Raw genomic sequence first — 7,567 nt, 5'->3', positions numbered from 1 at the left:
TCAGGACGCTGATTTCACAACCTCCCCTTATATTTTAATGGAGCCGATCACTTTACCAACTGCCACTGTCCCTAATTGCTTGATCACTACTTCTTCCACTTTATCATTCGTAAATACGATCATGATCGTTGGATCTTTTTCTTCGTTTTGGATCACCTCAAGATTCATCTCAGCTAATTTCGTTCCTGTTCCTACTTTTTGTCCTTCTTTGACAGCAATCTCAAAAGCTGACTGATTCATTTGGACTGTATCAATCCCCATATGGATCAAAACTTCGACGCCATCTTTCGTTTCTAGCCCAATTGCATGTTTGCTAGGGAAAATACTTGTCACTTTTCCAGCGATCGGCGCAACAACTTCTCTTGACGTTGGAATAACAGCAAAGCCATCACCCATCATTTTTTGTGAGAATACTGGATCTTTTACTTCAGCTAAAGGAATCACTTCCCCAGAAGCTGCGGAAACTAGTTCTTGTTCTATACCTAAGTAATGCTTACTATCTGCTTGTCCATTTCCTGTAGAAACCATTTGCGGCTCTGGAATCTCTGCTCCTGATTGCAACAAATCTTCGATATCTGATTTCAAGACATCTGCTTTTGGTCCATAAACTGCTTGGACTCCATTGTCTTTGACGATTAGCCCCATTGCTCCTGCTCGTTTCCAGGCTTCTTCAGTCCCAACTTTTTCCCGATCGTTTACACTTACACGTAAACGAGTCATACAGGCATCGACATCTTTGATATTTTCTTTTCCGCCCAACAAATGAATGATCTGAACCACTTGCTGATCTGCTGTTCCTGTTCCACTGTTAGATACAGTGGTTTCTTCACTGTCATTGTCATAATTTCCGTTACGCCCAGGTGTAGCAAAGTTGAATTTTTTGATCAAGAAATTTGCTAAGAAATACGTAACAACACCAAAAACGATCACACATAACACGAAGTTGATAAGATCTGCACCTAGACCCGCTTTGATAGCTAATGGTGTCCGCGTCAGCAATTCGATATTTCCAAATGAATGGACCCGCAATGGTAAAATGTCTGCCATCGCAAATGCAGCTCCCTGAATGACTGAATAAATGGCATATAATGGTACAGCCGCAAACATGAACATGAACTCCAATGGTTCTGTTACACCTGTTAGAAAGACAGCTAACGCTGCTGAAAAATACATTGATTTATATCTTGCTTTCTTATCAGGATCGACATTACGGTACATCGCAAATGCCATCCCCATCAAAATACCCGAAGAACCAATCATTTGTCCTACTTTGAAACGAGCCGGTGTCCAGTTATGCAACACAAATTCATATTGTGACATATCCCCTGCACCTCTAAGATTCACTAAATCAGTGGCCCAAGCTAACCATAACGGATCTTGTCCAAAAACTTGTGTTCCTGCCTGTGCACCTGATAAAATCTCGTACGATCCGCCAAGCTGTGTATAGTTGATAGGAATCGTCAGCATATGATGCAATCCGAACGGTAATAGCAAACGTTCCAATGTACCAAATAAAAACGGTGCTAGAATCGGTGCGCTTTCCTGTGATTCTGCAATCCATAAACCAAAATTATTGATTCCGGCCTGTACGTTTGGCCACACAACAGCAAGAATCAATGCCACGATCGTTGACCATAAGATAACGACAAACGGAACAAAGCGCTTTCCATTGAAGAAAGACAAAGCATCCGGTAATTTTCTATAATTATAGTACTTATTATAAGCCATTGCCCCGACAAAACCAGCGATGATCCCTACAAATACACCCATATTCAAAGCTGGTGCTTCCAACACACTTGTAAAGAACCCTTTAACCATGATTTTCGTACCGAAAAGAGTGTGAGTAAACGCATCTTCATTCGCAAGCATGTCGCTTGTGACACCAAAGATGGCCCCAGTGATCCGATTGATCAAAATAAATGAGATCCCAGCAGCAAATGCCCCACCTGCTCGTTCTTTTGCCCAACTTCCTCCTATTGCTAAAGCAAATAAAATATGAAGATTACCAATAATTGCCCAACCAATATTTTCTATTACTCCGCCCGTTGTAACAAGCGGCGTCCACTCAGGATTGATCAAAGGAATTGATTTCCCTATACTGATCATCAATCCAGCTGCCGGCATCACTGCCACCACAACCATTAAAGCCTTTCCAAATTTTTGCCAAAACTCAAAACTAAATATCTTTTTCATTCCGTTTAGCTCCTTTACGCAATCGGTTTCGTTAAATGTATTATAGCGTGCGTTTTCTTTTTTGTAAATGCTTTATTTTTTATTCTTCTGTCTATACCATTCTTTAAAACCCATAATACATAAGTTTCCTTCTATAAATAGCTCGAAAAAAATTTATTTTTATGCTTTTTTCTATGAAATATTTCCTATTGTCTATTGACTTACGCAATCGGTTGCGTTTATTATGAACGTATAAAACAGCTCATTAGGAGGAGAACAATGAAACAGATCAAACGACTATTTGCTATTGATCCATGGAAAATCAGCACGACCCAATTAGATAAAAAAAATCTTCGACTGCAAGAATCTCTGACAAGTATTGGAAACGGTTATATGGGGATGCGTGGGAACTTTGAAGAAACTTACTCAGGGGACCACCATCAAGGTACTTATTTGGCAGGTGTCTGGTATCCTGATAAGACACGTGTCGGCTGGTGGAAAAACGGTTATCCAGAGTACTTTGGAAAAGTGATCAATGCCTTGAACTTTATCGCAATAGATATTTCGATCAACGATCAGCTGATCGACTTGGCTTCTTTGGAACCAGAAGATTTTTATTGGGAACTAGATATGAAAAATGGTGTGCTATCTCGTACGTTCACAATTACTACTTCTACTAATAAAGTACGTATCTCCTTTGAACGTTTTTTAAGCATTGTCAAAAAAGAAGCGGCTTACATCCATTTAACTATAGAAATGCTTGAAGGTAATGGAACAGTCGACCTCGTATCGAAATTGGATGGAAATGTCCAAAACGAAGACAGCAACTATGATGAACATTTTTGGAATGAGATCGATCGTGGAACCATAGAAGAAATCGGCTATTTGACAACCAAAACTATTCCAAATAACTTCGGGATCGAACAATTCACTGTTACTGCAGCAATGCGTCATTTCGTTAACGGAAAAGCAGTCGTTCCTGACTATCACGAAGATACTTTAGCCTTACATGGTTGCCTGTCTGCTGAATTATCTCAAGGCGAGACATGGACAGTAGAGAAAGAAATCATCGTTCTTACTAGTCGAGATATCCCAGAAGCGCAGCAAGCAGAAAAAGCCGTCTCAGAATTAGCAAATCAGACAAACAATTATATCCAAGCAAAAGAAGAACAAACAGCGGCTTGGTCAGAACGATGGAAGCTTGCCGATGTGGTCATCGAAGGAGACGAAGAAGCACAGCAAGGTATTCGGTTCAATTTGTTCCAACTATTCTCTACTTACTACGGCGAAGATGAACGATTGAATATTGGCCCCAAAGGATTCACAGGAGAAAAATACGGCGGTGCCACTTACTGGGATACAGAAGCGTATGCAGTCCCTCTTTATCTCGCTTTAGCCAAACCCGAGGTAACTAAGAATCTTCTGAAATACCGGCATAACCAGCTGCCGCAAGCGATCCACAACGCTCAGCAGCAAGGATTAAAAGGCGCGCTTTATCCTATGGTCACCTTCACTGGCGTCGAATGTCATAACGAGTGGGAAATCACTTTCGAGGAGATTCACCGAAATGGTGCAATCGCCTATGCAATCTACAATTACACGAATTACACCGGTGATACGGAATATTTGAAAAATGAAGGTCTGGAAGTTTTAGCAGAAATCGCCCGCTTCTGGGCAGACCGTGTCCATTTTTCAAAACGAGCAAATAAATACATGATCCACGGAGTGACTGGACCAAATGAATATGAAAACAACATCAATAACAATTGGTATACAAATACGATCGCAGCTTGGGTCTTGCGTTACACGCGAGAAAATTATTTAACTTATCAAGAAGAAGCTGCTATCACTATCAGCGAAGAAGAACTAGCCAAATGGAAAGATATCGCAGAGAACATGTACTTCCCAGTGGACGAAGAATTAGGTATTTTTGTCCAGCATGACACATTCTTAGATAAAGATCTCATGCCTGTATCCGATATTCCCACAAGCGATCTTCCTCTGAACCAGCATTGGTCTTGGGACAAAATCCTTAGATCTTGCTTCATCAAGCAGGCAGATGTATTACAGGGGATTTATTTCTTCAACGATACTTTTACAAAAGAAGAAAAACAAAAAAACTTTGATTTCTATGAACCAATGACTGTCCATGAGTCTTCCCTTTCACCAAGTATCCATTCGATTTTAGCAGCAGAATTAGGAATGGAAAACAAAGCTGTAGAAATGTACCAACGAACAGCTCGCTTGGATTTGGATAATTACAATAACGACACAGAAGACGGCTTGCACATCACTTCCATGACTGGCAGCTGGTTGTCGATCGTCCAAGGATTCGCTCAAATGAAAACCGCCCATGATCAATTGAAATTCGCACCATTTCTGCCAAAAACCTGGAATGCTTATTCTTTCCATATCAATTATCGCGGACGTTTATTATTCATCTCAGTTACAGATGAACAAGTTACTTTCGAGTTATTAGAAGGTATGCCTCTGGAACTTTTCGTCTATGAACAGTCTTACACTTTAGAGGATCGCCTAGAAATAACGCTAAGAAAGGAGGAAGCAAATGTTTAAAGGGGTATTGTTCGATTTAGACGGCGTCATTACCGATACTGCCGAATTCCATTATCGTGCTTGGCAAAAGCTTGGTCAGGAAATCGGCATTACGATCGACCGCACATTCAACGAACAGCTAAAAGGCGTCAGCCGAGAAGACTCTCTCTCTTTGCTTTTAGCTTATGGCGGAAAAGAACACTCTTTTTCAAAGGAAGAATTTGCAGAATTAGCAAAAAGAAAAAATGATTATTATTTAGAGATGATCCAGACGATCGAACCAAAAGATGTTTTCCCTGGGGTCGTCCCTTTACTAGATTCTTTAAAAGAAGAAAAAATCAAGATCGCTCTTGCTTCTGCAAGTAAAAATGGGCCTTTCCTACTTGAAAAAATGGGTCTCACACCTTACTTTGACGCTATTGCCGACCCGGCAGAAGCAGCAAGCGGAAAACCTGCGCCAGATATCTTCCTCCTTGCAGCAAAAGCTGTCGGACTAAAAGCAGAAGAATGTATCGGGATCGAGGACGCGCAAGCTGGTATCCAAGCCATCCTCTCAAGTGGTGCTCAACCAATTGGCGTGGGACGTGCTGAAGACCTTGGAGAGGAGATCCCGCTTGTCCCTGATACGACTTTTCTTACGATTGATTACTTAAAAGAAAAGTGGCATGACCATGGATAATCCAGAAATCTCCGTCGTACCAGTCCCAGAGACTGAAATAAAGAAAATCACGTTGAAGAACGACTATTTAGAAGTCGTTCTTCTCAACTATGGTGCCCGCCTGCATCAAATCTTCGCGCCAGACAAAGAAGGAAAATCAGAAAATATTTTATTGTCTTACGATCATTTCGAAGATGTTCTAACAGATAAAAGCTTTTTTGGCGCAACTGTCGGACCTGTAGCTGGAAGGATCCGAGATGCTTCCTGGGGTGAGCATAGATTGGAGAAAAACTGCGGATCACACCATATCCACGGTGGCACGAAAGGCTGGTCTTTCCAATATTGGGAAGTAGAAGTTTTCAAAACTCCTTCATCAATAGGCGTGGTCTTTTACTTAAAAGATGAATTTTCTACCTATCCAGGACCAATCACTGCTACGATCACTTACCGTTTGACAAAAAACGAGTTAGAGATGACGACCTCTGCCAGTAGCTTGGTCGAAACCATCTGCAATCCGACCAATCATGCCTACTTCAACCTTTCAGGAAATGGAAAAAGAGACATCTATGACCATCAGTTAACGGTCTTCTTAGATGGTATACTTGAATTAGATCAAGAAAAACTACCTACTGGAAATTGGACGAAAAAAGAAGACCTGCCCATCGACTTTAGAAAATCTCCAACACTGCAAGAAATCCTTGCTTGTTATCCAGCTGGACTAGATGATGTATTTCTTTTGCATCATCCTAGGCTTTCCAGAACTTCCTTACAATTACTCGAGAAGCATTCTGGTCGTCAAATGACTATAGCAACTTCCAATAAAAGTATGGTATTATTTTCTACGACTGGATTTGAAGCTGATTTCTCTGTCAACGGAAAACAGATGCATTCAAACTACGGATTAGCAATCGAACCGCAAGAAATCCCTGATATCGTTCATTTCCCCAACTTTGGATCGATTAACCTCCATCCTGGTCAAGAACGGATCAGTCAGACGATTTATCGGTTCTCTGCACAATAACAAGAGAAAGGTGTTTTTATCATGGCTATTACCGTAAAAGATGTGGCGAAAAAAGCCGGTGTTGCTACCTCGACCGTCTCTCGTGTTATCAATGATCATCCTAGTATCTCCGAGGCAACAAAGAAGAAAGTCCGAAAAATCATGGATGAACTAGGTTATGTTCCTAACATGACTGCCCGCAATCTAGGAAAACGCATTTCCAGTGCCATCGGCGTGATCTTACCCCCTCTTGATTCAAAAGAGCGGATTGGGAATCCCTTTTATCTTGAGATCATGGAAGCAATCAACGAAGAAGCTCGGAATTATGATATGACGACAGCGATTGCTACTGCTAAAAATTTTGATTTACTGTTAGAGAACGTCCAGCGTATGCATCTACAAAAACAAGTAGATGGTTTTATTCTAGTGTATTCAGATAGTCAAGACCCTGTCATTGATTATTTATACCAAAACCACATCCCTTTCACTTTGATCGGACAGCCTTATCATCACGAAAACGAAATCGTTTATGTAGATAATGACAACCAGCTTCTAGGCAAACAAGCAACAGAATTTTTGATCCAGAATGGACATAAGAATATCCTATTCGTGACGAATACGACTCATGAGAGTTTGTATTTCGAACGATATTTCGGTTATCAAAAAGCGATGATGATGGCTGATCTTCCTGCGTTTTCCAGTGTAGTACTGGAACATACAGAAGATTATCTGACTTTTGAGAAAACGTTGAAAGAAAACGAAGCCACAGCATTGGTAGTCATTGACGATATCTTCGCCCTTCGCACGATGCAGTTGGCACAAATGTATGGTTATGTCATTCCAGAGACACTTTCCGTCATTAGCTTCAACAACTCGATCTTCTCAACATTGACACATCCTTACCTTACAAGCATCGATATCGATATCTCCGAATTAGGACGTGTCGCTATGCAAAAACTGCGTGAACTGATCCATGAAGAATTAAGTAGCGGCGTACGCTTGGTCATCCCTCATCGCTTGATCAAAAGAGAGACAGTTGTTCCTTTAGAAAGCGCAAAACTTAGTTAAATCACTGAATTTGCTGACCATTTATCCTATGGTCAGTTTTTTACATAAAATACGTTATTTTCATAAGTTTAAAAATCAAATATTAAATAACGTTAATATTAAAATAAATAAATCTA

Annotated in this window: 5 protein-coding genes; 4 read left to right on the top strand and 1 reads right to left on the bottom strand. The window is 40.7% G+C overall.

The window, feature by feature from the left end; all coding sequences use genetic code 11:
• Positions 1–27: 27 nt before the first annotated feature.
• Positions 28–2,193, bottom strand: coding sequence for a PTS transporter subunit IIBC (locus ESP02_RS12440; RefSeq protein ID WP_038398418.1), 2,166 nt, complete (start codon positions 2,191–2,193; stop codon positions 28–30).
• Positions 2,194–2,451: 258 nt separating this feature from the next.
• Between ESP02_RS12440 and ESP02_RS12435 the strand changes: the two genes are divergently transcribed.
• From ESP02_RS12435 to ESP02_RS12420, 4 genes are read left to right on the top strand one after another with little or no spacing between them, the layout of a single operon-like run.
• Positions 2,452–4,746, top strand: coding sequence for a glycoside hydrolase family 65 protein (locus tag ESP02_RS12435; RefSeq protein WP_002373312.1), 2,295 nt, complete (start codon positions 2,452–2,454; stop codon positions 4,744–4,746).
• Positions 4,739–5,404, top strand: coding sequence for a beta-phosphoglucomutase (gene pgmB / locus ESP02_RS12430; RefSeq protein WP_002373313.1), 666 nt, complete (start codon positions 4,739–4,741; stop codon positions 5,402–5,404). Before ESP02_RS12435 ends, pgmB begins: the two co-directional genes overlap by 8 nt.
• Positions 5,397–6,404 carry an aldose epimerase family protein gene (locus ESP02_RS12425; RefSeq protein WP_038398416.1) on the top strand — a complete coding sequence of 336 codons (1,008 nt, stop codon included), beginning with the start codon at positions 5,397–5,399 and terminating at the stop codon, positions 6,402–6,404. The genes pgmB and ESP02_RS12425 overlap by 8 nt, the downstream gene beginning before the upstream one ends.
• Positions 6,405–6,425: 21 nt before the next feature.
• Complete coding sequence (locus tag ESP02_RS12420) at positions 6,426–7,451, top strand: LacI family DNA-binding transcriptional regulator (RefSeq protein ID WP_002373315.1); 1,026 nt, start codon at positions 6,426–6,428, stop codon at positions 7,449–7,451.
• The last annotated feature ends 116 nt before the right edge of the window (positions 7,452–7,567 follow it).

It is taken from the genome of Enterococcus sp. NBRC 3427, from assembly GCF_007996925.1.
In the GTDB taxonomy this organism is placed as follows: Bacteria; Bacillota; Bacilli; order Lactobacillales; family Enterococcaceae; genus Enterococcus_B; species Enterococcus_B lactis.
Note: the sequence above shows the minus strand (reverse complement) of the source record. Positions and strands in the feature narration are given on the sequence as shown.

What these genes read in the sequence shown, in the direction of transcription:
- ESP02_RS12440 (WP_038398418.1), bottom strand. Translation starts at nt 2,193, where the DNA reads ATGAAAAAGATATTTAGTTTTGAGTTTTGGCAAAAATTTGGAAAGGCT.
- ESP02_RS12435 (WP_002373312.1), top strand. Translation starts at nt 2,452, where the DNA reads ATGAAACAGATCAAACGACTATTTGCTATTGATCCATGGAAAATCAGC.
- pgmB (WP_002373313.1), top strand. Translation starts at nt 4,739, where the DNA reads ATGTTTAAAGGGGTATTGTTCGATTTAGACGGCGTCATTACCGATACT.
- ESP02_RS12425 (WP_038398416.1), top strand. Translation starts at nt 5,397, where the DNA reads ATGGATAATCCAGAAATCTCCGTCGTACCAGTCCCAGAGACTGAAATA.
- ESP02_RS12420 (WP_002373315.1), top strand. Translation starts at nt 6,426, where the DNA reads ATGGCTATTACCGTAAAAGATGTGGCGAAAAAAGCCGGTGTTGCTACC.